Source organism: Burkholderia sp. THE68 (assembly GCF_009938265.1).
Lineage (GTDB): Bacteria > Pseudomonadota > Gammaproteobacteria > Burkholderiales > Burkholderiaceae > Caballeronia.
The window spans coordinates 1,523,512-1,549,165 of record NZ_AP022315.1 but is presented as its reverse complement, the minus strand read 5'-3'; the positions used below and the strand labels follow the sequence as shown (position 1 = coordinate 1,549,165).

Sequence of the window (25,654 nt, the reverse complement as noted above, 5' to 3'; positions counted from 1 at the left end):
CTGAAGCGCGCGGCGCGTTGTCCGACGCCGCGCATCCGCATTGAATATCGGGCGCGCACCCGTCGCGCGCCTGGGCCACACGTTTTCGAGCAAGGAGCCGAACCATGATGAAGAACCAACTCGCCGGGCTGATGAAACAGGCTCAGCAGATGCAGGAAAACATGAAGAAGGCGCAGGAGCAACTCGCGCAGATCGAGGTCGAGGGCCAGTCCGGCGCCGGTCTCGTGAAGGTGACGATGACCTGCAAGAACGACGTGCGTCGCGTGCAGATCGACCCGAGCCTGCTCGCCGACGACAAGGACATGCTGGAGGATCTCGTCGCCGCCGCGTTCAACGACGCCGTGCGCAAGGCCGAGGCCACCACGCAAGAGAAAATGAGCGGCATGACCGCCGGCATGCCGATGCCGCCGGGTTTCAAGCTGCCGTTCTAATCGCGCGCGCCGAACCGAATTCGGCGCGTCATGAGGACACATGAAACAACCTTCCGCCCTGTCGGCGCTGGTCGAGGCGCTGCGCGCGCTGCCCGGCGTCGGACCGAAGTCGGCGCAGCGCATGGCCTATCACCTGATGCAGCACGATCGCGCGGGCGCCGAAAAACTCGGGACCACGCTCCTGTTCGCGACCGAGCATCTGAAGCACTGCCAGAAGTGCAACACCTTCACCGAAGCGGACATCTGCGAAGTCTGCAGCGACGAGGAACGCGATCCGGCCTTGCTGTGCGTCGTCGAAACGCCCGCTGATCAGATCATGCTCGAGCAGACGCTCACGTATCGCGGGCTCTATTTCGTGCTGATGGGGCGGCTCAGCCCGCTCGACGGCATCGGTCCGAAGGAAATCCACTTCGAGCGGCTCATCGGCCGCGCGCTCGACGGCATCGTGCAGGAAGTGGTGCTCGCCACCAACTTCACCAACGAAGGCGAGGCGACCGCGCACTATCTCGCGCAGACGCTCAAGTCGAAAGGGCTGAAGGTCACGCGGCTCGCGCGCGGCGTGCCTGTCGGCGGCGAGCTGGAATATGTCGATGCGGGCACGATCGCGCGCGCCATGCTCGATCGCCGCTCCGTCTGAAGGAATCGAATCGATGACAGAAACCGAAGCTCTCGCGCTCGCGACGCATCGTCATTACAAGGGTGGCCTGTATCGCGTGATCGGCGTCGCGCGTCACTCGGAAACCGAGGAAGCGATGATCGTCTACGAGCATCTGTGGCCGCACGAACGCGGCTTGTGGGTTCGCCCGGCCGCGATGTTCAACGAGACACTCGCCGACGGCACGCCGCGTTTCAGGCCGCTCGACATCCCGCTTTGAAGTCCATACAAAAATAAGGGAGACGAAATCATGAGCGCATCGACTGGACCGCTCGCCGGCGTAAAAGTGCTGGAGCTCGGCACGCTCATCGCGGGGCCGTTCGCCGCGCGCTTCATGGGCGAATTCGGCGCCGACGTCATCAAGATCGAAGACCCCAACGGCGGCGACCCGTTGCGCAAGTGGCGCAAGCTGTATCCCGAAGTGGGCGGCACGTCGCTGTGGTGGGCAGTGCAGGCGCGCAACAAGAAATCGGTGACGGTGAATCTCAAGGCCGACGAGGGCAAGGAGATCGTGCGGCGGCTCGCAAAGGAAGCCGATATCGTCGTCGAGAATTTCCGGCCCGGGCTGCTCGAAAAACTCGGGCTCGGCTATGAAGTGCTGTCCGCCGACAATCCCGGCCTCGTGATGGTGCGTCTGTCGGGCTACGGACAGACCGGTCCTTATCGCGATCGCCCCGGCTTCGGCGCGATCGCGGAGTCGATGGGCGGGCTGCGGCATATCACCGGCTATCCCGATCTGCCGCCGCCGCGCATCGGCATTTCGATCGGCGATTCGATCGCCGCGCTGCACGGCGTGATCGGCGCGCTGATGGCGCTGCATCACCGGCAGGTGAACGGCGGCAAGGGACAAGTGGTCGATGTCGCGCTGTACGAAGCCGTCTTCAACATGATGGAGAGCGTCGTGCCGGAATACGGCGTGTACGGCACGGTGCGCGAACGCACCGGCGCGTCGCTGCCGGGCATCGTGCCGTCGAACACGTATCCGTGCCGCGACGGCAGCATCGTGATCGGCGGCAACAGCGATCCCATCTTCAGGCGCCTGATGAACGCGATCGACCGCGCGGACCTCGCGGACGATCCTGCGCTCGCGTCGAACGACGGCCGCGTGCCGCGCACGCAGGAAATCGACGACGCCATCGCCGCGTGGCTTGCGACGCGCAGCATCGATGAAGCGCTCGCGGTGCTCAATGCCGCCGACGTGCCGGCCGGGCGCATCTACAGCGTCGCGGACATGTTCACCGATCCGCAATACATCGCGCGCCAGATGCTGCAACGCTTTCCCTGGCAGGACGGCCGCGAAATCACGCTGCCGAACGTCACGCCGAAGCTGTCCGAAACGCCCGGTGAAACGCGCTGGCTCGGCCCGCAACTCGGTGAACACACGGATGAAGTACTTCAAACGCTCGGGTATGATGCCGACGACATTGCGCGGCTGCGGGCGGCGAAGGTGATCTGAACCTTCGGCCGGACAGCGTTGATAACGATGAAAACAGGAGACAAGAGACGATGAAACGCAGAACGTTCATCGCGAGCGGCGCCGTGCTCGCGGGCAGTGCCTGGTCGGCGATGCCGCTCGCATTCGCGCAGGGCAAGCCCGAGCAGACGAAGGTATCGATCGCGGTCGGCGGCAAGAATCTCTTCTACTATCTGCCGCTCACGATCGCGGAGCGTCGCAGTTATTTCAAGGACGAAGGGCTCGAAATCGAGATCGCCGATTTCGCGGGCGGCGCGAAGGCCTTGCAGGCGGCGGTCGGCGGCAGCGCGGACGTGGTGTCCGGCGCGTTCGAGCACACGCTGTTGCTGCAGGCGAAGAACCAGTACTTCCGCGAGTTCGTGCTGCAGGGGCGCGCGCCGCAGATCGTGCTCGCGGTGTCGAAGAAGGCCATGCCGAACTACAAGTCGGTCGCGGACCTGAAGGGCAAGAAGATCGGCGTGACGGCGCCGGGTTCGTCGACGTCGATCATGGCGAGCTTCGTGCTCGCGCAGGCGGGGCTTAAGGCAAGCGATGTGTCGTTCATCGGCGTGGGCGCGGGTGCGGGCGCGATCGCCGCGCTGCAGTCCGGCCAGATCGACGCGATCGCCAATCTCGATCCGGTGATGACCAAGCTCGATCGCGCGGGCGATATCCGTATCGTCTCCGACACGCGCACGCTCGCGGATACCGTCAAGGTGTTCGGCGGCAATATGCCGGCCGGTTGCCTGTATGCATCGCAAAGCTTCATCACGAAGAATCCCAACACGACGCAGGCGCTCACCAACGCGATGGTGCGCGCGCTCAAGTGGCTGCAAACGGCATCGGGCAAGGACTTGATTTCGACGGTGCCGGAAGGCTATCTGCTCGGCGACCGCGCGCTCTATCTCGATTCGTGGCAGCACGTGAAGGAAGCGCTGTCGCCGGACGGCCTGATGCCCGCCGATGGTCCCACGACCTCGCTCAAGACCTTGCAGGCCTTCGACGAAACCGTGAAGGGCAAGCCGATCGACCTGTCGAAGACCTGGACCAACGACTTCGTGAAGAAGGCGCTTGCCACCGTCAAGGTCTGACCGATGAGCGCGCCTTCGATACCCGCGCTCGCGCTGGAAGACGTCACCTGCACGTTCGCCTCGCGTGAGCGTCGCAGCGATCGCTACACCGCGGTGCGCGATACGAGTCTCGCGATCGCGCCCGGCGAATTCGTTTCCGTGGTCGGGCCGACGGGCTGCGGCAAGTCCACGCTGCTCAACGTTTCGGCGGGGCTGCTCGAGCCTTCGTCGGGCACGGTGAGCGTCTTCGGCGAGCCGCTTCTTGGCATCAACCGGCGCGCGGGTTACATGTTCCAGGCCGATGGCCTGATGCCGTGGCGCTCCGCGCTCGACAACGTGAGCGCCGGCCTCGCGTTTCGCGGCGTGCCGAAGGCCGAAGCCGACGCGCGCGGCGAGGAATGGCTCAAGCGCGTGGGACTCGGCGGCTTTGGCGACCGTTATCCGCATCAGCTTTCGGGCGGCATGCGAAAGCGCGTCGCGATGGCGCAGACGCTCATCCTCGATCCCGACATCATCCTGATGGACGAGCCGTTCTCCGCGCTCGACATCCAGACACGTCAGCTGATGGAGAACGAACTGCTCGATCTCTGGGCGGCGAAGCGCAAGGCCGTGCTCTTCATCACGCACGACCTCGACGAAGCGATCTCGATGTCCGATCGCGTGATCGTGCTGTCGGCGGGGCCGGGCACGCATCCGATCGGCGAGTTCGTGATCGATCTGCCGCGCCCGCGCGATGTCGCCGAAATCCGCTCGCATCCGCGCTTCGTCGAACTGCACGCGCAGATCTGGGGCGTGCTGCGCGAGGAAGTATTGAAGGGCTATCAGCAGCAACTGAAGCCCGCCGCCGACTGAGACAAGACCGACCATGTGGAACAAGCTGCGCCCGAATCGGGCGAATCTCATCGTGTGGCAATGGCTGTTGCTGCTCGTGTGTTTCGCGCTGTGGTACGCGCTGACGAGCCCGACGCTCCTGCCGCCTTTCTATTTCGACGACGCCAACAAGGCCGCCTTCTTCTTCGGCGAGCCGCAGAAGGTGCTCGTGCGAATCTGGGAGTGGTTCACCAGCGGCGAGATCTATATCCATCTGTGGGTGACGCTGATCGAAACAGTGCTGGCGTTCGTGATCGGCACCGTGTTCGGACTGGCGGTCGGTCTCTGGCTCGCCCTCGCGCCGACGATGAGCGCGCTGCTCGATCCGTACATCAAGGCCGCCAACTCGATGCCGCGCGTGATCCTCGCGCCGATCTTCGCGGTGTGGTTCGGACTCGGCATCTGGTCGAAGGTCGCGCTCGGCGTGACGCTCGTGTTTTTCATCGTGTTCTTCAACGTCTATCAGGGCGTGAAGGAAGTGAGCCCGGTCGTGCTGGCCAACGCGCGCATGCTCGGCGCGAATCGCCGGCAACTGTTGCGGCACGTCTATCTGCCGAGCGCGACGAGCTGGGTGTTTTCCAGCCTGCATACGTCGGTCGGGCTAGCGTTCGTGGGCTCGGTGGTCGGTGAATATCTCGGCTCGGCGCGCGGCGTCGGCTATCTGATCCTGCAAGCCGAAGGCACCTTCGATATCAACACGGTGTTCGCCGGGATTCTCGTGCTGACGGCGTTCGCGCTCGTGCTCGACGGGCTGGTCGCGCTGGTCGAGCGGCGGCTCATGAAGTGGCAGCCGAAGAGCGGAGAAACGGAGAAGCTCTGACGGGCTGCGTTGCCTTCTCGGACCCAGGCGTGCGTGACAAAACATGCCAAACCTGTCCCGGCAGATCGGTTATGGTCACACGAGGCGGGTATCGCTATCATGCTGCGGTATCCGTGCGCTGCACATCGGGTCGAGGCGGACCCGCCCGTGCTTTGGGGTGAATCAACGGCGCACGCACATAAAGCTGTAACGCATACCAGGCCACACTCCGTATTTGGGCGCCCATGCGCGGGATCGGCGCGGCGTTCATCCGCGCGATCCCGCGAGAACAAGAATGAAACTGAGCACTGACACTTCGATAGCGGTGGTGTTGCCATCGCCGATCGGTGACAGCCTTATCGGGCTCGTCCTCGTCAACAATCTCATCCGCAACGGTTACAGGCCCGTCGTGTTCGGCTGGGTGGCGGAGCAACTCGCCGACTGGTTTCCGCATATGGCCGTCGGGCAACCCGATGCATGGCGCGGCGCGTTCGACACCGTGATCGAACTGCTGCCCACCGACTATGCGTCCACGCTGAGCCGCTCGGGCACGACGCTCTGCCTCGCGAAGCTGCCGGAATATGGCGGCTCGAAACACATGGTGGACCGTATCGTCGAGATCACGACGAAAGTGCTGGGCCTGCGCGACGTGACGCGCGCAAACGGGCTCGTCGTGCCGGCGGGCGTCATGCAAGGGCGCTTCGTCGATCGGGTCGTCATTCATCCGACCGGCAGTCATCCCGAGAAGATGTGGGGCCGCAAAAAATTTCTCGCGCTGTCGCGCGTGCTGACGCGTCGGCAGTTGCAGCCGAGCTTTCTCGTGGCGCCCGACGAATTCGGCGTCTGGGGCGATATCGCCGAGCAAGGCTGCGAAGTCCACGCGCTGCCGCGTCTTGGCGAAGTCGCGACGTGGATCGCCGAGTCGTCCTGGTTCATCGGCAACGATTCGGGGCTCGGGCATCTCGCGTCGTGTATCGGCGTGCCCACGCTCTCGCTTTTCATGCGCCGGGGCCTCGCACGCTCCTGGCGTCCGGGTTGGGGTCCGGGTGCGATCGTGCTGCCGCCTTCCGTGTTGCCCTTCGGTGGGCTCAAGGAGCGGCTGTGGCAGCGCCTGCTGTCGGTGCGACGTGTGACGGCGGCCTTCCAGACGCTGCGTGGCACGCATGCACGCACGGGCCATCGATACGCGGCCGCTGGTTTCGGCGACGCGAACGCAGCACAGACCACGCGCGTCGGCATGGTGCCCGGCGCGCAATCGCGGCGTTTCTAGTCGTCTCGCTTACGTTGCGAAGCGGGCGTAGATGCGCCAGCAGCGAAGCGCACGCCACAGTTCGCTCGCGTTGGTCGCGCCTTTCAACATGGCGCGGACATGGCCGGATTGCAGGAATTGACGCGCGACAGGCTTGCGCATCGCGTCGTCGTGCAGGCGCTTTCTGAGCACATGCAGAAGATGGCCGCCCTCGCGGTTGGCCTGGCGCAACAGGATGCGGCTCAGATGCCGATCGGTCCGCACATCGAGCGCGGCTGCCACGAGCGCGTCGATCACGCGCAGATAACCTGCGGCGCGGCGCGCAACGGCGGCCTGCGACGGCGAGTTCGTGATGGATAGCGGATTGCGTCGATATCCGTAGAACGGTTCGCGCACGAAACCGACACGCTGTGCGCGCAGCGCCAGTTGCAGCGACCAGATGATGTCCTCGTGCACGACGCCTGGTTCGAAACGCAGGCCGTGCTGTTCGACGAAATCGCGCCTCACGCACTGCAGCCATACGCAGACGACCCAGTCATCGCTCGGCACGGTTCGCTCGAGCCACGACGTTCCGCTGCAGATTTCGTCCCACGGCTGGCGTGCGTACATCGGCTGCGGGCCGGCGGGAGGCGGCAGCGCATCGAAGCTGAAGCCATTTCCAATGACGACGTCGAGATCATGCTGGCGGCCGTAGCCGATCCAGCTGCGCAACGCGCCGGGTTTCATCCAGTCGTCGCCATCGGCGAACGCGATCCATTCGCCGCGCGCGAGCGTGAGCCCGGCATTGCGTGCCGCCGATACACCACGATTTTCCTGCGTGACCACGCGGATGCGCGCATCGCGCGCCGCCATCGATTCGAGCACGGCGAGACTGTTGTCTGTCGCGCCGTCACAGATCGCGATGACTTCGAGGTCGACGCCTTCCTGATCCAGCACGGAGCAGAGTTGGGCTTCGAGCCACGCCGCGCAGTTGTAGACCGGCACGATGACGCTGACGTCGGGTCGGGTGCTCGTCATGTTTCAATGGAACGCTTTCGAAAGCGCGCGATGATAGCAGGCCGCATGTCACGGCTCGATCACGATCTTGCCTGTCACGCGGCGCTGCATCATGTCGTCGAGGGCCTGCGGTGTCTGGTCGAGCGAATAGCGTTTCGTGACGACCGGACGCAGCTTGCCGGCCTTGATCCAGTCGACCATCGTCGCGAACTCCTGATCGGCGAGTCCGTGCTCGCGCTGCATGTGACCGCCCCAGAACACGCCGACGATACTCGCGCCTTTCAATAGCGCGAGGTTGAGCGGCAGCTTCGGGATTTCGCCGTTCGCGAAGCCGACGACCAGATACCGCCCGCGCCAGCCGATGCTGCGAAACGCGGGCTCCGCATACGCGCCGCCCACGGGATCGAAAATGACATCCGGCCCGTCGCCGCCGGTCAGCGCCTTGATGCGTTCGCGCAGATCTTCCCTGGCGTAGTCGATGACCTCGTCGGCGCCATGCTCGCGGCAGAACGCGAGCTTCTCCGCGCTCGATGCCGCCGCGATCACGCGCGCCCCGACGATCTTGCCGATCTGGATCGCCGCGATGCCGACGCCGCCCGCCGCGCCCAGCACGAGCAGCGTGTCGCCGGCCTTGAGCTGACCGCGATCGACCAGCGCGTGGTACGACGTGCCGTATGCGAGGGTGAACGCGGCGGCGTCGGCGAGATCGACGTCATCGGGCAACACGATGCAATCCGCTTCCCGCGCGCGCGCCTGTTCGGCGAACGCGCCCTGCGCGGTGTAGGCGGCCACGCGCATGCCCGGCGACAGGCGCGTGACGCCCGCGCCCACTTCGCGCACGATGCCAGCGAACTCCGCGCCAGGCGTGAACGGCAGCGGCGGCTTGAACTGGTACTTGTTCTGGATGATCAGCACGTCGGGGAAATTGACGCTCGCCGCTTTCACGTCGATGACGACTTCGCCTGCTTCCGGATGCAGGTCGGGCAGGGTTTCGATGCAAAGCGTGTCGGGCAATCCGTGTTCGTTGCAGCGTACGGCGCGCATGGCGTCTCCTCATGGAAAAGTGGCCTCAGTGTAGGGCAGGGACGACGTCGCGCGCGAGCCTGCGAGTGGTCGTCGCGCCATGTTCCTCGGTTACAATCATCGGATGCGAATCCTACTCAGCAACGACGACGGTTATCTGGCGCGCGGCATCAATGTGCTGCACGAGGTCCTGCAGCCGCTCGGCGAAGTGACCGTGATGGCGCCGGAGCAGAACTGCAGCGGCTCGTCCAACTCGCTCACGCTGTCGCGGCCCCTGAGCGTGCATCAGGCGCCGAACGGTTTCAATTTCGTGAACGGTACGCCGACCGATTCCGTGCATATCGCACTGACCGGCATGCTCGAGCAGCAGCCGGATCTCGTCGTGTCGGGCATCAACAACGGGCAGAACGTCGGCGAGGACACGCTGTACTCGGGCACGGTCGCGGCGGCCACCGAAGGCTTCATGTTCGGCATTCCGGCGATCGCGTTCTCGCTCGTCGGCCGCGACTGGCTCCATCTCGAAGACGCGGCGCGCGTCGCCGCGGAGATCGTCGCGCATTTCCTCGAACATCCGATGCCGGGCCATCCGTTGCTGAACGTGAATATCCCGAGCCTGCCTTACGATCAACTGCGCGAATGGAAAGTGACGCGCCTCGGCAAGCGTCATCCTTCGCAGCCGGTGATCCGCCAGAGCGATCCGCGCGGCAATCCGATCTACTGGATCGGCCCGTCCGGCGACGCGCTCGATGCCAGCGAAGGCACCGATTTCCACGCGGTCGCGAACGGTTTCGTCTCGATCACGCCGCTGCAACTCGACCTGACGCATACGAAGCTCATGGCCGAGACGCGCGAATGGGCCCGTGCCGGGAGCGGCCGCACATGAGCGAGGAGCGCGCCAAGCGCTTTCCGCTGGCGCTCGCGGATCTGGTTCGCGAGCCACGCAAGCCCGCGACGCGCGCACAGGACGCGCGCGGCAAACCGGCTGCCGTTTCAGCGCTCAAGTCAGCGCCGACGCAACAGGCCAAGCCGTCTGCGTCTGCGACGCGCGCGCCGATGAAGAATCCCGCCACGGCGGCGGCGTCCGCGAAGCCGGCCACCTCTGTTTTTCCAGCGCGTGCCGATTCGAAGGCGGCAATTGGCGCGACGAAACCGTTTTCGTCCGCGAGCAAGAGTCATGCGTCTCACGCGCCGCGCGCGAGCGCGTTGCGCGCAACGACGCGGCCCGCCGAGCGCGACCCGGCTGCCGCCACGACCGCGACCCGAAAAGGTGCGCCCAACGTCGCGCTCGCGAGCACGCAGACGCTCACCTCGGAACGGGTGCGCGAGCGCATGGTCGAACGGCTGCGCTCGAACGGCATCACCGATCCGCGCGTGCTGAACGCGATGTCGGTCGTGCCGCGCCACATGTTCGTCGATCCGGGGCTCGCCGCGCAGGCTTATGAAGACGCCGCGCTGCCGATCGGTCATCACCAGACCATCTCGAAGCCGTCCGTCGTCGCGCGCATGATCGAGCTCGTCGCGACGGGGCGCGCATTGAACAAGGTGCTGGAGATCGGCACGGGCTGCGGCTATCAGGCAGCCGTGCTGTCTCAGGTCGCCACTGAGGTTTATTCGATCGAGCGCGTGCGTCCGCTGTCGGAGCGCGCCAAGCTCAACCTTCGGCCGCTGCGCGTGCCGAACATCAGGCTGCATTACGGCGATGGCCGCCTGGGTTTGCCCGCGGCCGCGCCGTTCGACGCAATCGTGATCGCCTGCGCGGGCCTCGACGTGCCGCAGGCCTTGCTCGACCAACTGGCGGTGGGCGGCAAGCTCGTCGCGCCGGTCGGATCGCAAGCCGCGCAGTCGCAGGTGCTGACGCTCGTCACGCGCGTGTCGGCGGCACAGTGGCGGGAAGAGCAGCTCGATCGCGTCTTTTTTGTACCCTTAAAATCCGGAGTGATTTGACCCGATGAGTATCCTGCGTGCTTTGCGAGAAGGAAGTGCGGACCAACGCCTGAGCGCGGCGCAGCGCGGCGTGTGCGTGCTGGCGTTGTCCGCGCTGGCGGCGTGTTCGACGCGCATGGACATGGCGCCGGTCGTCGACAGAACGGGCGCGCCCATCGGCACGACTGCGGCCCAGACGCCGGACAACGGTCCGCCGCCGCCAGGCTATTACCGTGTAAAACCGGGCGATACCCTATATCGGATCGCACTGGAAAACGGTCAGAATTATCACGACATAGCAACGTGGAACAACCTGACCAACCCGAACCAGATCGAAGTCGGGCAGTTGATGCGGGTGGCGCCTCCGGGCGCGAACCTCGCCGCGGCGACGCCCGGTGTGGCGACGGCGCCGATCGTCGGCGGCGGCGTGCAGACGCAGCCGCTCAACGGCGCGAACGCATACGCCACGCCGCCAGCGGGCACGGCCGCGCAGCCGCCGTACTACGGTCCGAATTCGGGCATGGGCGCGGCGCCCGGAACTCCGGGCGCGGCATCGACGCCGGGCGTACCGGGTGCGCCTGGCGCGGACGCGAACGCGGCGGCGCCCACGGGCCAGCCGGCGTTCATCTGGCCGGCGCGCGGGCCGATTCTCGGCACGTTCGACGACGCGAAGAACAAGGGTTTGAATATTGGCGGTGCGGCGGGAGACGCGGTCAACGCGTCGGCGGATGGCCGGGTGGTTTATTCCGGAAATGGGCTGCGCGGCTACGGCAATCTCATTATTATCAAACATGATGCGACTTTTCTCACCGCGTACGCACATAACCGCGCTTTGATGGTAAAAGAGGGAGACGCGGTGACAAAAGGGCAGAAGATCGCTGAGATGGGGAACAGCGATTCGGACCGCGTGATGTTGCATTTCGAAGTTCGCCGGCAGGGAAAACCTGTTGACCCACTTAAGTATTTGCCGCCGCAATAAAGCGAAACCATCATGCCAAAAACGAAGCGCCGCCTGCCGCAAGCCGAGACTGAGACGATCAGCCGACCTTTGCAAGTGTCGGTGGAAGACGGTGCTTCGACTCATGACGACGACATCGATAACGTCGATGTCGATGTCGACTCCGAGGAAGAGGGCGGAAGCCGCGGCAAGGGCAGCGACGACGCGAGTGAAAACGCGAACGAGCCCCAGCCGGACGCCGACGATTTCCGTTCGCTCCTGCAGGCCGAACTCACGGCCGACACCATTCAGCACTACCTGAACCGCATCAGCGTGAAGCCGCTGTTGACGGTCGAGGAAGAGCAGCGCTATTCGCGGCTCGCGAAGGCGGGCGAATTCGAGGCGCGGCAGGTGATGATCGAGCGCAATCTGCGGCTCGTCGTCAGTATCGCGAAGGGGTATCTCAATCGCGGCGTGCCTTTGCTCGATCTGATCGAGGAAGGCAACCTCGGCCTCATGCACGCCATCGAGAAATTCGACCCGACGCGCGGCTTTCGTTTTTCGACGTATGCCACCTGGTGGATCCGCCAGAGCATCGAGCGCGCGATCATGAATCAGGCGCGCACCGTGCGCCTGCCGGTGCATGTGATTCGCGAGCTTAATCAGGTGTTGCGCGCGAAGCGCCATCTGGAAAAAAATTCCGCCAATTCGGCCGACAGCGTCGCGCCCGAGCGCCGCGACGCGAGCATCGACGACATCGCGTATCTCACCGGCAAGACGCCCGAGGAAGTCACCGATATCCTCGCGCTCAACGAGCACACGGCTTCGCTCGACGCGCCGCTCGATCTCGATCCGGGCAGCAGCCTGCTCGATCTGCTTTCGGACGATCAGAGCCAGTCGCCGGACGCGGAAGTGCAGCATCGCGAACTGGAATCGCTCACGCGTCTGTGGCTGTCGCGCCTGTCCGATAAACACCGGCACGTGATCGAACGGCGCTTCGGGCTGAACCATATCGAGCCCGCCACGCTCGAAGAACTCGCCGATGAAATGGGCCTCACGCGCGAACGCGTGCGCCAGATCCAGCAAGAGGCGCTCGTGCGGCTCAAGCGCTTTTTCGCCTCCAACGGCGTTCGCAAGGACGCCGTGCTCTAACGCTTTGGCGACGCCCTTCAAAAACGGGGCGTCGCGTTTCAGGATTCAATGACACCGATTCTCGTTTTCGACATCGAGACCATCCCCGATGTCGACGGCATTCGCCGTCTCGAAGATTTGCCCGACGATCTCTCCGATCGCGAGGTGGCCGAACATGCGTTCGAAGCACGCCGCGAGCGCGTCGGTAATGACTTTCTGCCGCTTCATCTGCAACGCGTCGCGGCGATTTCCTGCGTATTTCGCGACAACAGCGGTTTTCGCGTGCGCTCGCTCGGCACCACCACCGACGGCGAAGCGGCGCTCATCCAGTCGTTCTATCGCGTGATCGAGAAGTACACGCCGCAACTCGTCTCGTGGAACGGCGGCGGCTTCGATCTGCCCGTGCTGCATTACCGCGCGCTGGTGCACGGCATCGCCGCGCCGCGCTACTGGGACCTCGGCCAGGACGACCGCGAATTCAAGTTCAACAACTACATCAGCCGCTATCACATGCGTCACATCGACCTGATGGACGTGCTCGCGATGTATCAGGCGCGCGCCAGCGCGCCGCTCGATGCGCTCGCGAAGCTGTGCGGCTTTCCCGGCAAGCTCGGCATGGACGGCAGTAAGGTGTGGGAAGCTTATTGCGACGGCCAGATCGACGACATTCGCAATTATTGCGAAACCGATGTCGTGAATACGTACCTCATGTACTGCCGGTTTCAGATGATGCGCGGCGGCTTCACGCCCGACGAATACGCCGATGAAATCAATGTCGTGAAGAACGCGCTCGCGCAGGAATCGTCGCCGCACTGGGCCGAGTATCTGGCCGCGTTCGGACGTTGATGCGGTGACGTTCGTCTACAATCTCGCCTTTGCCATTCGTTAGCCAGGAAGTACGCAGGTGTCTGAAGCCGCCCGAAAAACTCCCCATCGCCGCCGCGCCGCGCCGGCGAAGTCCGTCACGCCCGATCCGAACTTCGTCGCCCCGGAAATCGAAATCGAGTCGCTCGATATGGAAGCGCGCGGCGTCGGCCGTCTGGTCAACGAGGACGGCGAGCCGGGCAAGGTCATCTTCGTCGAAGGCGCGCTGCCGGGCGAACGCGTCAGCTATTCGAGTTTTCGCAAGAAGCCGAGTTTCGAGCAGGCGCAAGTGGTGAACGTGCTGCGCGAGAGCGTGTTGCGGACCAGGCCGAAGTGCCGGTTTTTCGGCACCTGCGGCGGCTGCTCGATGCAGCATCTCGATGTGCGCGCGCAGATCGCGGTGAAGCAGCGCGTGCTCGAGGACAACCTGCAGCATCTGTCGAAGCTGCGCGCGGAAACCATGTTCCGGCCGATTCACGGTCCGTCGTGGGGATATCGCTATCGCGCGCGCCTCACTGTGAGGTATGTCGAAAAGAAGGGCGGCGTGCTGGTGGGCTTTCATGAGCGCAAGAGCAGCTATGTCGCCGACATGACGAGCTGCGAAGTGCTGCCGCCGCACGTTTCCGCGATGCTCGTGCCGCTGCGCCATCTGGTGGCTGGGCTCTCGATCCGCGATCGCATGCCGCAGATCGAACTCGCGCTCGGTACCGACGTCACCGCGCTCGTGCTGCGCATTCTGGAGCCGCTGACCGAAGCGGACGAAGCGTTGATCCGCACCTTTGCCGACGAACACGGCGTGCAGTTCTGGCTGCAGCCGAAGGGCCCGGATACGGTCTATCCGTTCTATCCGCTCGATCAGGAACTGGCTTACACGCTGCCGGAATTCGATATCCGCATGCCGTTCAAGCCGACCGATTTCACGCAGGTGAATCACCAGATCAATCGCGTGCTGGTGAGCCGGGCGCTCAGCCTGCTCGCGCCGGAAAAGTCCGACCGCGTGCTCGATCTGTTCTGCGGCATCGGCAATTTCACGCTGCCGCTCGCGCGGGTGTCGCGCGAAGTGGTGGGCATCGAGGGCAGCGAGGCGCTGACCGCGCGTGCGCTGGAGAACGCGAAGGCCAATGGCGTCGACGGGCATACGTCGTTCGCATGCCGCAACCTGTTCGAAGTCACCGCCGACGACCTTCGCGCGCTCGGCGCGTTCGACAAGTTTCTGGTCGATCCGCCGCGTGAAGGCGCGCTTGCGGTAGCGAAGGCGCTCGCGGACATCGCGCAGAGCGGCGACGGTCCGTTGCCGAAGCGCATCGTCTACGTGTCGTGCAACCCGGCGACGCTTGCGCGCGACGCGGGCCTGCTGGTGCACGAAGCCGGTTATCGGATGAAGGGCGCGGGGGTGGTGAACATGTTTCCGCACACGTCGCACGTCGAGTCGATCGCGCTGTTCGAGCGGGACTGATCGACGCGCTTAGTAAGAAGACCGCAGGCACAAAAAAACCGGCCCGAAGGCCGGTTTTTCGTTTCGGGAAACGATCCTCCGATCAGTTGCGGTTGCCGCCGAAAATGCCCAGCAGCGCCAGCAGGTTCGTGAACACGTTGTACAGATCGAGGTAGATCGCGAGCGTCGCGCTGATGTAGTTCGTTTCACCGCCGTTCACCACGCGCTGCACGTCGAACAACATGTACGCCGAGAAGATCACGATGGCGAGCACGGAGATCGTCATCATCAGGGCCGGCAACTGCAGGAAGATGTTCGCGAACGCGGCGAGCAGAATCACGATCACGCCCATGAACAGGAACTTGCCGAGTCCCGAAAAATCGCGCTTGCTGACCGTGGCGATGGTCGCCATCGCGGCGAAGATCACGCCCGTGCCGCCGAAAGCCATCATGATGAGCTGCGGACCGTTCGAGAAGCCGAGGATGAAGCTCAGCAGGCGCGACAGCATCAGGCCCATGAAGAACGTGAAGCCGAGCAGGACCACGACGCCCATGCCGCTGTCCTTGGTCTTCTCGATCGCGAACATGAAGCCGAACGCGATGGCGAGAAACGCGATGAAGCTCATCGCCGGGCTGGTGGCGGCGAACAGCGAGAAGCCCGTCGCGACGCCGACCCACGCGCCGAGCACCGTCGGCACCATCGAGAGCGCGAGCAGCCAGTAGGTGTTGCGCAGCACGCGGTTGCGCACCTCGACCGAGGTGACGCTGCCATTCCGGCCAAAGCCGTAGGGTGATTCGTTCATGGTTTCTCCTTGCTCCAATTGTCTGTGGTTTGGTCTTCCCGCTACGCCCGTCACACGCGAATGATAAGGTGCCGGACTTAAACCAGTATTAGGACCGTTTTGGTGCATCCGCGGCATGGTGCGCCAGGTTGCAACGCAGCGTACGGCTCCAATATGACCCCGGCGCGCGCCGAATTCAATAGTTCGAAAGGTTGATTCGGCGTTCCGGCGCGTAGTCTTCGCTGTGTTTGATCCTTACGGTACCGTAAGGTTTCAATCGCAATGATACCTTGCTTCGTGCTACAATTGTCGATTCGTTTTAATCCGTAAACCGTTCATTATTTGGAGTTTTTCATGGCGATCGAGCGCACCCTGTCGATTATCAAGCCGGACGCAGTGGCAAAGAACGTTATCGGCCAGATCTACAGCCGTTTCGAGAACGCAGGTCTCAAGATCATCGCGTCGCGCATGGTTCATCTGTCGCGCGGCGACGCAGAAAAGTTCTACGCGGTGCACGCTGCACGCCCGTTCTTCAAGGATCTCGTGGAATTCATGATTTCCGGCCCGGTCGTGATTCAGGTGCTGGAAGGTGAAAACGCGATCGCCAAGCACCGCGACCTGATGGGCGCGACCGATCCGAAGAAGGCGGACAAGGGCACGATCCGCGCCGACTTCGCCGACAGCATCGACGCCAACGCCGTGCACGGCTCGGACGCTCCGGAAACCGCAAAGCAGGAAGTTGCTTTCTTCTTCCCGGAAGTCAACGTCTACTCGCGTTAATTTCCGCGTTGTACGGCGCGGCGGTCCGCATGACCGTCGCGCGCATCGCGCCTCGACGCAAGAAAAAGCGGTACGAACAGAAGCAGGAAATGGCGCGAACGGTCCCGGAAGGCATCTTCCGGGCTTCGCAAATCTGAAATGGCAGAATTCGACATGACGAGCAGCACCACCGTCAATCTTCTCGATCTCGACGCCGCCGGGCTCACCGCGTATTGCGCGAGCCTGGGCGAAAAGCCGTTTCGCGCCAAGCAATTGCAGCGCTGGATCCATCAATACGGTGCCGACGACTTCGACGGCATGACGGACCTCGCGAAATCGCTGCGCGAAAAACTCAAGGGCCGCGCCAATATGGCGATGCCCGACATCATTCAGGACCACGTTTCCACTGACGGCACGCGCAAGTGGCTGATCGACGTCGGTAACGGCAACGCGGTCGAAACCGTGTTCATCCCCGAAGAAACGCGTGGCACGCTGTGCGTGTCGTCGCAGGCGGGGTGTGCGGTGAACTGCCGGTTCTGTTCCACCGGCAAGCAGGGCTTTTCCCGCAACCTGACCACGGGCGAGATCATCGGTCAGTTGCGCATGGCGGAGTTCGCGCTGCGCAGGTCGCTCGGGCGTGAGGTCGGCGGCCCGGGCAAGGGCGAACGCGTCGTCACGAACGTCGTGATGATGGGCATGGGCGAACCAATGCTCAATTACGACGCGGTCGTGCCGGCCATGCGCCTGATGCTCGACGACAACGCCTACGGCCTGTCGCGCCGGCGCGTGACGCTGTCCACGTCCGGCGTCGTGCCGATGATGGACCGTCTGGCTGCGGACTTGCCCGTCGCGCTCGCGGTGTCGCTGCACGCGCCGAACGATCCGCTGCGCGACATGCTGGTGCCGCTCAACAAGAAGTACCCGTTGCGCGAATTGATGGCCGCGTGCCAGCGTTACCTGAAGGTTGCGCCGCGCGACTTCATCACGTTCGAATATTGCATGCTCGACGGCGTGAACGACAGCGAAGCGCACGCGCGCGAATTGCTCGCCGTCACGCGCGACGTGCCGTGCAAGTTCAACCTCATCCCGTTCAATCCGTTCCCGGAATCGGGCCTGACGCGTTCGAAGAACGAGCAGATCAAGCGTTTCGCGCAGGTTTTGATGGATGCGGGCGTCGTCACCACGGTGCGCAAGACGCGCGGCGACGACATCGACGCCGCCTGTGGCCAGCTTGCCGGCGCGGTGCAGGATCGCACGCGTCTCGCGGAGCGCATGAGCCGGACGGGCGGCAAGACGATCGAGGTGCGCGCGGTCTGACGGCAGTTCAAGGTGAAACGGCCGCAGCGAAAAGCGTGGCAAACGCCAGCACGTGGCACGAGAAGCCGAACATTTTGTTATAAAGCGGTCTGCAATGGCGCCGGGGTTGTATCGTTCACATGGTTTTTTCGAACCGAACGTAGCAATAGCGCTATATAGAAGAATCGATGCGAGGAATTTGGCATGAGTGAGCCGCAGCACCCGACGCCTTTCGGCGGTCAAACCGGTAACCGGCCCGGCGGTCAGCACGACGGTCAGACCGGTGCGGAAGGGGCGGCGTCGAATCCGAGTCAGGCGGTGCCGCTGGACTCGATACAGGCGGTCGGCGCGCGTCTCGCGCAGCTCCGTCAGGCGAAAGCATGGTCGATCGACGACGTTTCGGCGCGCCTCAAGGTGTCGCCGTCGAAGCTGCTCGCGCTCGAGTCCGGCGATATCAGTCATCTGCCCGATCGCACGTTTGCCGCGGGCATCGTGCGCAGCTACGCGAAAATCCTCGGTGCCGATCCGGCGCCCTTCACGCTGGCGTTCCGGCGCACTGGCGGCGACCTCGAGCAGAATCTGAAGGTGCCGGCATCGGCGGGCGCGGGTCTGCCGCGCGGACGCGTGTCGGTGCCGCTCGGCAAATCGTCGGGTCGCCGGCGTTCGTGGATGTGGGGCGTCCTCGCGATCATCGTCGTGCTGGCGGTGCTCGTGATGTGGCACACCGGCGGCGATTCGAGCAACTGGCTCGCGCGCCTGAAGGCGAGCACGGGCGTTGGCCTTTCGTCGACGCCGAGTTCGACGTCGAACGAGCCGGCCGCCACGTCGTCCGCGCCGACACCCGACGAGGCGGCCGCTGCGAACACGGGCGAAGCGTCGCTGCCCGAAGTGGCCGCCGCGCCCGGCGAGCAGCCGATGCCGCGTCCGCTCGGCACGAACGCGCTGCCGGCCTCGTCGTCTACGCTGTCGGCGGTGCAGGGCGCGAGCGCGCCGGCGGCTGCATCGGCGGCGAAGGTGGCACCGGCTGCGGCGTCCGCTCCGACGGTCGCAGGCAGCGGCTCCGGCGCAGTCGAATTGAAAGTGAAGGAAGATAGCTGGTTCAGCGTGCGCGGCAAGGACGGCAAGGAGCTGTTTTCCGGCCTCGTGCGCGCCGGCAACACGCAGCGCGTGGAAGGCGAGGCGCCGTTCAAGGTGACCGTCGGCAACGTGAAGGGTGTCGAATCCCTGTCCGTCGACGACGAACCGGTCGACGCCAAGCGCTATTCATCCGCACGCGGAAACGTCGCGCGCCTTTCGCTGCCCTGAGCGCGCGAGGTCGTCTGAGCAAGGCATGACCGATCAGCGCGACCGATCAGTCAGGGGCGTCACGGTGCAGGCCGTGACGCCCGTTTGAGATTAAACACACGCAACTCGCCGCCTCTTCGGCGCGACGGTTGCCAAAGGGTTTTTCGATGCAATCCGAAGCTCAATCTCTGATTAGCAGCAAGATTTGTTCGACCGAACCGGTCTTCGGCGGGTCATTGGCGCGTCGCGCTTCGCATGCGGTCGACGTGCGCTGGGGCGGCCAGCTCGTCACGATCGGCGGCGACGCGCCGGTGCGCGTGCAGTCGATGACCAACACCGACACCGCCGACGCGATCGGCACCGCGATCCAGATCAAGGAACTCGCGCAGGCAGGTTCCGAACTCGTCCGCATCACCGTGAACACGCCGGAAGCGGCGGCCGCCGTGCCGCATGTGCGCGAGCAGCTCGATCGCATGGGCGTCACGGTGCCGCTCGTCGGCGACTTTCATTACAACGGCCATTTGCTGCTGCGCGACTATCCCGCGTGCGCCGAGACGCTCTCGAAGTACCGCATCAATCCGGGCAACGTGGGGCAGGGCGCGAAGCGCGACACGCAGTTCGCGCAGATGATCGAAGCCGCGATCAAATATGACAAGCCGGTGCGCATCGGGGTGAACTGGGGCAGTCTCGATCAGGACCTCCTCGCGCGCATGATGGACGAAAACGCCGCGCGCTCGACGCCGTGGGAACTGCAAAGCGTGATGTACGAAGCGCTGATCCAGTCGGCGATCGGCTCGGCGGAGCGCGCGGTCGAACTGGGCCTCGGGCGCGACAAGATCATCCTGTCGTGCAAGGTCAGCGGCGTGCAGGACCTCATCGCCGTCTACCGTGAACTCGCGAAGCGTTGCAGCTTCGCGCTGCACCTCGGATTGACCGAGGCGGGCATGGGTTCGAAGGGCATCGTCGCGTCGACGGCGGCGCTGTCGGTGTTGCTGCAGGAAGGCATCGGCGACACGATCCGCATCTCGCTCACGCCCGAGCCGGGCGGCGCGCGCACGGGTGAAGTGGTCGTCGGCCAGGAAATCCTCCAGACGATGGGCCTGCGTTCCTTCACGCCGATGGTCATCGCGTGCCCCGGCTGCGGCCGTACGACCAGCACGCTGTTCCAGGAACTCGCCTCGCAAATCCAGTCGTATCTGCGCAACTCGATGCCCACGTGGCGCGACCGTTTCCCCGGCGTCGAGAAAATGCATGTCGCAGTGATGGGCTGCATCGTCAACGGGCCGGGCGAATCGAAGCACGCGAACATCGGCATCAGCTTGCCGGGTTCGGGCGAGAATCCGGCGGCGCCCGTGTTCATCGACGGCGTCAAGGTAAAGACGCTGCGCGGCGAGCGCATCGCCGAGGAATTCCAGCAAATCGTCAGCGACTATGTCGAGCGCACCTACGGGCAGGAAGCAGGCAAGCGTGAAGAGACATCTACCGCAACCCTTTGAAGACAGATGACTGAACAGAAGAAACGGCTCGAAAAACTGAGCGGCGTGAAGGGCATGAACGACATCCTCCCGCAGGATGCCGCGTTGTGGGACTTCTTCGAAACCACCGTCAAGTCGATGCTGCGCGCTTACGGATATCAGAACATCCGCACGCCGATCGTCGAACATACGCAGTTGTTCACGCGCGGTATCGGCGAAGTGACCGATATCGTCGAGAAAGAGATGTACAGCTTCACGGATTCTCTGAACGGCGAGCATCTGACGATGCGCCCGGAGAACACCGCTGCCGTAGTGCGAGCGACCATCGAGCACAACCTGCTGTACGACGGCCCGAAGCGCCTGTGGTACGTCGGCCCGATGTTCCGTCACGAGCGTCCACAGCGCGGGCGTTACCGGCAGTTTCATCAGGTCGGCGTGGAAGCGCTCGGCTTCGCGGGCCCGGATACCGACGCCGAAATCATCATGATGTGCCAGCGTCTCTGGGACGATCTCGGGCTCACCGGCATTCGCCTCGAACTGAATTCGCTGGGGCAGGCCGAGGAGCGCGCCGCGCATCGCAAGGAACTGATCGCGTATCTGGAGAAGCATGTCGATTCGCTCGACGAGGAAGCAAAGCGCCGGCTCTACACGAACCCGCTGCGCGTGCTCGACACGAAGAATCCTGCCATGCAGGAGATCGCGCAGAACGCGCCGAAGCTGGTCGATTTTCTGGGCGATGCGTCGCGCAAGCATTTCGAAGGCGTGCAACGGCTGCTCAAGGCCAACAACATTCCGTTCAAGATCAATCCGCGTCTCGTGCGCGGTCTCGACTACTACAACCTCACCGTGTTCGAGTGGGTCACCGACAAGCTCGGCGCGCAAGGCACGGTCGCGGGCGGCGGTCGCTATGACCCGCTGATCGAGCAGCTCGGCGGCAAGCCGACGGCCGCGTGCGGCTGGGCGATGGGCGTCGAGCGCATCCTCGAATTGCTGAAGGAAGAGCAACTCGTGCCGGAAGCGGAAGGCACGGACGTGTACGTCGTGCATCAGGGCGAACAGGCGGCGGAGCAGGCGTTCATCGTCGCCGAGCGTCTGCGCGATACCGGTCTCGATGTCATCCTGCATTGCAGCCCGGACGGTGCGTCCTCGAGCTTCAAGTCGCAGATGAAGAAGGCCGACGCGAGCGGCGCGGCCTTCGCGATCGTGCTCGGTGAGGACGAACTCGCGCAAGGCATGATCGGCGTCAAACCGCTGCGCCGTTCGGGCAACGAAATGTCCGACGGGCAAAAGAACGAGCAGGTCAACGTTCCGGCGGAAGACTTGACCGAATACCTAATCAATGCGATGGTTGCAACCGCCGATGACGAGGGTGCCTGAAAAGCGCGCCACTCGTTTGAGGAATTTGAAACGCAGGAAGGAATAGCTGGACGATGAGCTATCACGACGAACAAGAATCACTTGAAAGCGTAAAGGCCTGGTGGGCCAAATGGGGCAACGCCACGACCTGGATCGTGCTCGTGGCGCTCATCATTTCGGCCGGCTACAACGGCTGGAACTACTGGCAGCGCCATCAGGCAGCCGAGGCATCGGTGCTGTACGACCACCTGCAGCAGGCGGTGAACGGCAACGATCAGGCGCTGGTCACACGTGTGGCGACGGACATGGAAGACAAGTTCGGCGGCACGGGTTACGCGCAGATGTCCGCGCTCGCGGCCGCCAAATCGCTCTACATGGCGGGCAACACGGCGGGTGCGAAGGCTCAGTTGCAATGGGCCATCGATCACGCGAAGGACAACGAGTACAAGCAGATCGCGAAGCTGCGTCTCGCGCTCGTTCTGCTCGACGAGAAGAACTACGACGCAGGCCTGAAGCTGCTCGCGGATCAGCCTCTCGATGCGTTCAAGGGCGTGATCGCGGATCGCCGTGGCGACCTGCTCGCCGCCCAAGGCAAACGCGACGATGCGCGCTCGGCTTACCAGGTCGCGCTCGCCGCGCTGCCCGAGAACGACACGTCCGCGCGTCAGCTGATCCAGTTCAAGCTCGATGCGCTCGGCGGTTGATCCGCTGCGTTTTCGTATCGTCAACCATCGCTCAATCGAGCCGCCGCGCCGAAGCGTCGCATGAAGCGACGCGGCGCAGAGCGCCGGTCAACCCAATTCACCCATTCATGTTGCGTCCACCGATGACTTTTTTGAAACGCTACGCTGTGCCGCTCGCTTGCGCGATGACCGTCTTGTTGGCCGCTTGCTCGTCGACCAAGGATGAGCGCCGCACGCCGGTACCGCTCGCGGAGTTCAAGCCGGTGTTGAATGTCAACCAGGCGTGGAAGGCGAGCGTCGGCAAGGCCGGCCGTTATCTGTTCTCGCCCGTGGCAGTGGGCGATTACGTCTTCGCCGCCGGCACGAACGGCACCGTCGCCAAGATCGATTCGAAGACCGGCCAGGACGTCTGGCGCACCAAGCTCAAGGACGATCTCTCCGCCGGCGTCGGCAGCGACGGCAATCTGACGGCCGTGGGCGGCCTGAAGGGCCAGGTCGATGTGCTCGGCTCCGACGGCAAGCTGCTGTGGACCGCCACGGCGCCGGGCGAGATCGTCTCGCCGCCGCTCGTCGGCAACGATCTCGTGATCGTACGCACGATCGACGGCAAGGTCATCGCGTTCAACGCGCAGACCGGCGAACAGAAGTGGGTCTTCCAGTTGCGCGCCGTACCGCTGAACCTGCGTGTCGCGGCTGGCATGACCTTCGCCGGCAATCAGGCCGTGCTCGCGGGCTTCCCCGGCGGCACGTTCGCGGCGATCAACCTGCAGACGGGCGATGCCTACTGGCAGGCGCCGGTGTCGTATCCGAAGGGCGTGACCGAAGTCGAGCGCATCAACGACGTGACCGGCGCGCCGGGCCTCGTCGGCGCGCAGACCTGCGCGGTGACGTTCCAGGGCCGCATCGGCTGCTTCGATGCGAACTCGGGCCGTCCGGTGTGGGAAAAGAATTTCTCGAGCGACAGCGGCCTCGCGCAGGACGAACAGATCGTCGCGGCTGGCGACGACTGGTCGGTCGTCAACGCGTTCCGCGCGTCGGATGGCTCGCAGATCTGGAAAACGGATACGCTGAAGAACCGCAGTGTCAGCGTGCCGTATATTCTCGGCCGCGCTGTCGTGGTGGGTGATTACAAGGGCTTCCTGCACTTCCTCAACGTGGAGAACGGCGAGCTCGTCGGCCGCGCGCCGACCGACGGCAGTGCGATCACCGCGGCGCCGGTGCTCGCGGGCAACACGCTCGTCGTGCAGACGCATGACGGTGATCTCTACGGCTTCAGGCCCGGCAACTGATCCGAAATGCGGCGGCCGCGAGCGTGAGTGACGCGCGCTCGCGGTTGCCGGCAGAGAAGCGCGCCGTCGTTTCATGGCGGTGCGGCAGGCTCGCCACGACGAGCCGCACGAGAAAGAAGCGGTGCGCCGCGCGCATCGCGACAAAACCCGCATGCAAGAGCAGGGTCGCAAGAATGAAGCGCGGCGCGCGTGAGCGTCGCGCAAGATGAGCCTCCCAAGAGGCAAACCGGCGAATGACCGCCGTCAAGTCTGGTCGGCCGACGCGCCTCGCGTGCGGCAAGCCGAATCCATGCTAATTTTCGATAAGCGCAGCCATTGCGCGGCGTAGCGGAACGCAACGAGATGTTTCTACCGCCCGTTCCGCGTTCGCCTTGCGTTCAACCTTGAACAAAATCAGATGAAACCCGTGATTGCCCTCGTCGGGCGCCCCAATGTGGGGAAATCGACCCTTTTCAACCGGCTCACGCGTTCGCGCGACGCGCTCGTCGCGGACTTGCCCGGCCTGACCCGCGACCGTCATTACGGCGAAGGCCGTCTGGGCGGCGAGCGGCCGTATCTCGTGGTGGACACGGGCGGCTTCGAGCCGGTGGCGAAGGACGGCATCCTGCACGAGATGGCGCGCCAGACGCGCCAGGCGGTCGAAGAAGCCGACGTCGTCGTGTTCATCGTCGACGGGCGCAACGGCCTCGCGCCGCAGGACAAGGCGATCGCCGACTATCTGCGCAAGACCGGCCGGCCGCTCTTTCTGGTCGTGAACAAGGCGGAGGGCATGAAGTACACGGCGGTCGCGTCGGACTTCTATGAACTCGGCCTCGGCGACCCGCGCGCGATCTCGGCCGCGCACGGCGATGGCGTCCTCGAGATGATCAACGACGCGCTCGATCTCGCGTACAAGGATCAGCCGGAAGAATCGGAAGAAGAGAAGGCGCAACACGGCGTGAAGATCGCGATCGTCGGGCGTCCGAACGTCGGCAAGTCGACGCTCGTGAACACGCTGATCGGCGAGGAGCGCGTGATCGCGTTCGATATGCCCGGCACCACGCGCGATTCGATCTATGTTGATTTCGAGCGGCAAGGCCGCAAATACACCTTGATCGACACGGCCGGCCTGCGTCGCCGCGGCAAGGTATTCGAAGCGATCGAAAAGTTCTCGGTCGTGAAGACGCTGCAGTCGATCTCGGACGCCAATGTCGTGATCCTGCTGCTCGATGCGCAGCAGGACATTTCGGAACAGGACGCGCACATCGCGGGTTTCGTGGTCGAACAGGGGCGCGCGCTGGTCGTGGGCGTGAACAAGTGGGACGGGCTGGATTCGCATGTGCGTGAGCGCACGAAGGCGGACCTCACGCGCAAGCTCAAGTTTTTGGACTTTGCTAAATTCCACTACGTTTCCGCGCTGGAGAAGACGGGTATCGGTGCATTGATGAAATCGGTCGACGATGCCTACGCCGCCGCGATGGCCAAACTGCCGACGCCGAAGCTCACGCGCGCGCTGATCGACGCGGTGGAATTCCAGCAACCGCGCCGCCGCGGCCCGGTGCGGCCGAAGCTGCGTTACGCGCACCAGGGCGGGCAGAATCCGCCGATCATCGTCGTGCACGGCAACGCGCTCGATGCGATCACGGATACCTACAAGCGTTATCTGGAAGGGCGTTTTCGCGAAACTTTTGGGCTCGCCGGCACTCCACTTCGCATAGAGTTCCGGTCGAGCCGGAATCCTTACGCGGACAAGGAGTGAGAACCGCGTGAAGCCTTGCGTTACGGCGTTCGCTGGCCATTTGGCCGACGGGGGCCGAAAACGTAAAACAGCGAAAATCGGCTATAGTGTAGCGATTGTCGGCGGATCTCTTTTTCTTCGTCCACAATACTTCCAACCTGCAAAAAAACACGGAGTT

The 25,654-nt window shown here is 64.1% G+C and carries 25 protein-coding genes; 22 read left to right on the top strand and 3 right to left on the bottom strand.

From position 1 onward, the window contains the following. Positions 1-104: 104 nt before the first annotated feature. From BTHE68_RS07345 to BTHE68_RS07310, 8 genes are all read left to right on the top strand, one after another. Positions 105-431, top strand: a complete 327-nt coding sequence (locus BTHE68_RS07345; protein ID WP_061178628.1) for a YbaB/EbfC family nucleoid-associated protein — start codon at positions 105-107, stop codon at positions 429-431. A 40-nt stretch (positions 432-471) separates the two neighbouring features. Next, complete coding sequence (gene recR, locus BTHE68_RS07340; protein WP_162065778.1) at positions 472-1,068, top strand: recombination mediator RecR; 597 nt, start codon at positions 472-474, stop codon at positions 1,066-1,068. 13 nt (positions 1,069-1,081) lie between these two features. Continuing rightward, positions 1,082-1,306 carry a DUF1653 domain-containing protein gene (locus tag BTHE68_RS07335; RefSeq protein ID WP_061178626.1) on the top strand — a complete coding sequence of 75 codons (225 nt, stop codon included), beginning with the start codon at positions 1,082-1,084 and terminating at the stop codon, positions 1,304-1,306. Between the two features lie 30 nt (positions 1,307-1,336). Beyond that, positions 1,337-2,542 carry a CaiB/BaiF CoA transferase family protein gene (locus BTHE68_RS07330; protein WP_162065777.1) on the top strand — a complete coding sequence of 402 codons (1,206 nt, stop codon included), beginning with the start codon at positions 1,337-1,339 and terminating at the stop codon, positions 2,540-2,542. A 50-nt stretch (positions 2,543-2,592) separates the two neighbouring features. Then, positions 2,593-3,630 (top strand): ABC transporter substrate-binding protein, encoded by a 1,038-nt coding sequence (locus tag BTHE68_RS07325; RefSeq protein ID WP_162065776.1) that lies wholly within the window; start codon positions 2,593-2,595, stop codon positions 3,628-3,630. Positions 3,631-3,633: 3 nt separating this feature from the next. Beyond that, positions 3,634-4,461 carry an ABC transporter ATP-binding protein gene (locus BTHE68_RS07320; protein ID WP_162065775.1) on the top strand — a complete coding sequence of 276 codons (828 nt, stop codon included), beginning with the start codon at positions 3,634-3,636 and terminating at the stop codon, positions 4,459-4,461. Between the two features lie 13 nt (positions 4,462-4,474). Continuing rightward, the gene (locus BTHE68_RS07315; protein ID WP_162065774.1) at positions 4,475-5,299 is read left to right on the top strand and encodes an ABC transporter permease; all 825 of its coding nucleotides are present in this window, start codon (positions 4,475-4,477) and stop codon (positions 5,297-5,299) included. A gap of 274 nt (positions 5,300-5,573) precedes the next feature. After that, positions 5,574-6,548, top strand: coding sequence for a glycosyltransferase family 9 protein (locus BTHE68_RS07310; protein ID WP_162065773.1), 975 nt, complete (start codon positions 5,574-5,576; stop codon positions 6,546-6,548). Between the two features lie 9 nt (positions 6,549-6,557). Here the strand turns inward: BTHE68_RS07310 and BTHE68_RS07305 are convergent, their stop codons facing one another. Further along, the gene (locus BTHE68_RS07305; protein ID WP_162065772.1) at positions 6,558-7,544 is read right to left on the bottom strand and encodes a glycosyltransferase; all 987 of its coding nucleotides are present in this window, start codon (positions 7,542-7,544) and stop codon (positions 6,558-6,560) included. A 48-nt stretch (positions 7,545-7,592) separates the two neighbouring features. Next, on the bottom strand, positions 7,593-8,567 hold the full coding sequence (locus BTHE68_RS07300) for an NADPH:quinone oxidoreductase family protein (protein WP_162065771.1): 975 nt from the start codon (positions 8,565-8,567) through the stop codon (positions 7,593-7,595). Between the two features lie 103 nt (positions 8,568-8,670). On the opposite strand from BTHE68_RS07300, the gene surE reads away from it, so the two are divergent. The 6 genes from surE (at position 8,671) to rlmD (ending at position 14,857) form a co-directional block, all read left to right on the top strand. Further along, positions 8,671-9,429 (top strand): 5'/3'-nucleotidase SurE, encoded by a 759-nt coding sequence (gene surE / locus BTHE68_RS07295; protein ID WP_061178667.1) that lies wholly within the window; start codon positions 8,671-8,673, stop codon positions 9,427-9,429. Further along, entirely contained in the window at positions 9,399-10,490 is a 1,092-nt protein-coding gene (locus BTHE68_RS07290; RefSeq protein ID WP_162065770.1) for a protein-L-isoaspartate(D-aspartate) O-methyltransferase, read from the top strand. Before surE ends, BTHE68_RS07290 begins: the two co-directional genes overlap by 31 nt. 4 nt (positions 10,491-10,494) lie before the next feature. Beyond that, positions 10,495-11,448, top strand: a complete 954-nt coding sequence (locus BTHE68_RS07285; RefSeq protein WP_162065769.1) for a peptidoglycan DD-metalloendopeptidase family protein — start codon at positions 10,495-10,497, stop codon at positions 11,446-11,448. A 12-nt stretch (positions 11,449-11,460) separates the two neighbouring features. Further along, a complete protein-coding gene (gene rpoS, locus BTHE68_RS07280; protein WP_162065768.1) occupies positions 11,461-12,558 on the top strand; it encodes an RNA polymerase sigma factor RpoS in 1,098 nt (365 codons plus the stop codon). A gap of 48 nt (positions 12,559-12,606) precedes the next feature. After that, positions 12,607-13,383 (top strand): 3'-5' exonuclease, encoded by a 777-nt coding sequence (locus BTHE68_RS07275; RefSeq protein WP_162065767.1) that lies wholly within the window; start codon positions 12,607-12,609, stop codon positions 13,381-13,383. Between the two features lie 148 nt (positions 13,384-13,531). After that, positions 13,532-14,857 (top strand): 23S rRNA (uracil(1939)-C(5))-methyltransferase RlmD, encoded by a 1,326-nt coding sequence (gene rlmD / locus BTHE68_RS07270; protein WP_286202785.1) that lies wholly within the window; start codon positions 13,532-13,534, stop codon positions 14,855-14,857. A gap of 82 nt (positions 14,858-14,939) precedes the next feature. On the opposite strand, the gene BTHE68_RS07265 is transcribed toward rlmD, so the two are convergent. Then, on the bottom strand, positions 14,940-15,638 hold the full coding sequence (locus tag BTHE68_RS07265; RefSeq protein ID WP_061178613.1) for a Bax inhibitor-1/YccA family protein: 699 nt from the start codon (positions 15,636-15,638) through the stop codon (positions 14,940-14,942). 333 nt (positions 15,639-15,971) lie between these two features. Here BTHE68_RS07265 and ndk point away from each other — a divergent pair, with 333 nt between their 5' ends. From ndk to der, 8 genes are all read left to right on the top strand, one after another. Further along, a complete protein-coding gene (gene ndk / locus BTHE68_RS07260) occupies positions 15,972-16,397 on the top strand; it encodes a nucleoside-diphosphate kinase (RefSeq protein WP_162065765.1) in 426 nt (141 codons plus the stop codon). Positions 16,398-16,550: 153 nt separating this feature from the next. Next, positions 16,551-17,693 (top strand): dual-specificity RNA methyltransferase RlmN, encoded by a 1,143-nt coding sequence (rlmN, locus tag BTHE68_RS07255; protein WP_162066818.1) that lies wholly within the window; start codon positions 16,551-16,553, stop codon positions 17,691-17,693. A gap of 183 nt (positions 17,694-17,876) precedes the next feature. Then, positions 17,877-18,977, top strand: a complete 1,101-nt coding sequence (locus BTHE68_RS07250) for a RodZ domain-containing protein (protein ID WP_162065764.1) — start codon at positions 17,877-17,879, stop codon at positions 18,975-18,977. Positions 18,978-19,123: 146 nt separating this feature from the next. Further along, complete coding sequence (gene ispG, locus BTHE68_RS07245) at positions 19,124-20,452, top strand: flavodoxin-dependent (E)-4-hydroxy-3-methylbut-2-enyl-diphosphate synthase (RefSeq protein ID WP_162065763.1); 1,329 nt, start codon at positions 19,124-19,126, stop codon at positions 20,450-20,452. A gap of 6 nt (positions 20,453-20,458) precedes the next feature. Further along, positions 20,459-21,808 (top strand): histidine--tRNA ligase, encoded by a 1,350-nt coding sequence (gene hisS / locus BTHE68_RS07240; protein WP_162065762.1) that lies wholly within the window; start codon positions 20,459-20,461, stop codon positions 21,806-21,808. 53 nt (positions 21,809-21,861) lie between these two features. Further along, on the top strand, positions 21,862-22,491 hold the full coding sequence (locus BTHE68_RS07235) for a tetratricopeptide repeat protein (protein ID WP_162065761.1): 630 nt from the start codon (positions 21,862-21,864) through the stop codon (positions 22,489-22,491). A 122-nt stretch (positions 22,492-22,613) separates the two neighbouring features. After that, entirely contained in the window at positions 22,614-23,759 is a 1,146-nt protein-coding gene (bamB, locus tag BTHE68_RS07230) for an outer membrane protein assembly factor BamB (RefSeq protein ID WP_162065760.1), read from the top strand. A 397-nt stretch (positions 23,760-24,156) separates the two neighbouring features. Continuing rightward, positions 24,157-25,497, top strand: a complete 1,341-nt coding sequence (gene der, locus BTHE68_RS07225; protein ID WP_061178606.1) for a ribosome biogenesis GTPase Der — start codon at positions 24,157-24,159, stop codon at positions 25,495-25,497. Positions 25,498-25,654: the final 157 nt, after the last annotated feature.

Excerpts from the sequence above, each read along its gene's own strand:
- BTHE68_RS07345 (WP_061178628.1), top strand. The coding sequence starts at position 105 with ATGATGAAGAACCAACTCGCCGGGCTGATGAAACAGGCTCAGCAGATG.
- recR (WP_162065778.1), top strand. The coding sequence starts at position 472 with ATGAAACAACCTTCCGCCCTGTCGGCGCTGGTCGAGGCGCTGCGCGCG.
- BTHE68_RS07335 (WP_061178626.1), top strand. The coding sequence starts at position 1,082 with ATGACAGAAACCGAAGCTCTCGCGCTCGCGACGCATCGTCATTACAAG.
- BTHE68_RS07330 (WP_162065777.1), top strand. The coding sequence starts at position 1,337 with ATGAGCGCATCGACTGGACCGCTCGCCGGCGTAAAAGTGCTGGAGCTC.
- BTHE68_RS07325 (WP_162065776.1), top strand. The coding sequence starts at position 2,593 with ATGAAACGCAGAACGTTCATCGCGAGCGGCGCCGTGCTCGCGGGCAGT.
- BTHE68_RS07320 (WP_162065775.1), top strand. The coding sequence starts at position 3,634 with ATGAGCGCGCCTTCGATACCCGCGCTCGCGCTGGAAGACGTCACCTGC.
- BTHE68_RS07315 (WP_162065774.1), top strand. The coding sequence starts at position 4,475 with ATGTGGAACAAGCTGCGCCCGAATCGGGCGAATCTCATCGTGTGGCAA.
- BTHE68_RS07310 (WP_162065773.1), top strand. The coding sequence starts at position 5,574 with ATGAAACTGAGCACTGACACTTCGATAGCGGTGGTGTTGCCATCGCCG.
- BTHE68_RS07305 (WP_162065772.1), bottom strand. The coding sequence starts at position 7,544 with ATGACGAGCACCCGACCCGACGTCAGCGTCATCGTGCCGGTCTACAAC.
- BTHE68_RS07300 (WP_162065771.1), bottom strand. The coding sequence starts at position 8,567 with ATGCGCGCCGTACGCTGCAACGAACACGGATTGCCCGACACGCTTTGC.
- surE (WP_061178667.1), top strand. The coding sequence starts at position 8,671 with ATGCGAATCCTACTCAGCAACGACGACGGTTATCTGGCGCGCGGCATC.
- BTHE68_RS07290 (WP_162065770.1), top strand. The coding sequence starts at position 9,399 with ATGGGCCCGTGCCGGGAGCGGCCGCACATGAGCGAGGAGCGCGCCAAG.
- BTHE68_RS07285 (WP_162065769.1), top strand. The coding sequence starts at position 10,495 with ATGAGTATCCTGCGTGCTTTGCGAGAAGGAAGTGCGGACCAACGCCTG.
- rpoS (WP_162065768.1), top strand. The coding sequence starts at position 11,461 with ATGCCAAAAACGAAGCGCCGCCTGCCGCAAGCCGAGACTGAGACGATC.
- BTHE68_RS07275 (WP_162065767.1), top strand. The coding sequence starts at position 12,607 with ATGACACCGATTCTCGTTTTCGACATCGAGACCATCCCCGATGTCGAC.
- BTHE68_RS07265 (WP_061178613.1), bottom strand. The coding sequence starts at position 15,638 with ATGAACGAATCACCCTACGGCTTTGGCCGGAATGGCAGCGTCACCTCG.
- ndk (WP_162065765.1), top strand. The coding sequence starts at position 15,972 with ATGGCGATCGAGCGCACCCTGTCGATTATCAAGCCGGACGCAGTGGCA.
- rlmN (WP_162066818.1), top strand. The coding sequence starts at position 16,551 with ATGACGAGCAGCACCACCGTCAATCTTCTCGATCTCGACGCCGCCGGG.
- BTHE68_RS07250 (WP_162065764.1), top strand. The coding sequence starts at position 17,877 with ATGAGTGAGCCGCAGCACCCGACGCCTTTCGGCGGTCAAACCGGTAAC.
- ispG (WP_162065763.1), top strand. The coding sequence starts at position 19,124 with ATGCAATCCGAAGCTCAATCTCTGATTAGCAGCAAGATTTGTTCGACC.
- hisS (WP_162065762.1), top strand. The coding sequence starts at position 20,459 with ATGACTGAACAGAAGAAACGGCTCGAAAAACTGAGCGGCGTGAAGGGC.
- BTHE68_RS07235 (WP_162065761.1), top strand. The coding sequence starts at position 21,862 with ATGAGCTATCACGACGAACAAGAATCACTTGAAAGCGTAAAGGCCTGG.
- bamB (WP_162065760.1), top strand. The coding sequence starts at position 22,614 with ATGACTTTTTTGAAACGCTACGCTGTGCCGCTCGCTTGCGCGATGACC.
- der (WP_061178606.1), top strand. The coding sequence starts at position 24,157 with ATGAAACCCGTGATTGCCCTCGTCGGGCGCCCCAATGTGGGGAAATCG.